At 66.3% G+C, this 273-nt stretch carries 1 protein-coding gene; it reads right to left on the minus strand.

Annotated features, from left to right (window positions below; translation table 11 throughout):
• A partial coding sequence (locus SB816_RS31570) for an aldehyde dehydrogenase family protein (protein ID WP_410548191.1) occupies positions 1-273 on the minus strand: 273 nt, incomplete at both ends.

Raw genomic sequence — 273 nt, forward strand, 5'->3', positions numbered from 1 at the left:
GGCGGAGCACCTTCAGGGTTTCGGCGGCAGTGGCGAAGATCTCCTTGCCGGCGCGCGTGCTGCCGGTCATCGTCACAAGAGACGTCACCCGACTTTGCACCAGAGCGCGGCCAACCAATGGCCCACGCCCGGTAACAACATTGAACACACCCGCTGGAAGACCCGCCTCGTCGGCCAGCAGCGCCAGAAACAACCCCGAAAGCGGCGTGACCTCATGGGACAGGAGGACCACTGTATTGCCCGCCACCAGGGCCGGCGCCAGCTTCCGCGCGG

This window comes from Achromobacter sp. SIMBA_011 (assembly GCF_046535435.1).
Taxonomy (GTDB): domain Bacteria; phylum Pseudomonadota; class Gammaproteobacteria; order Burkholderiales; family Burkholderiaceae_B; genus Achromobacter; species Achromobacter dolens.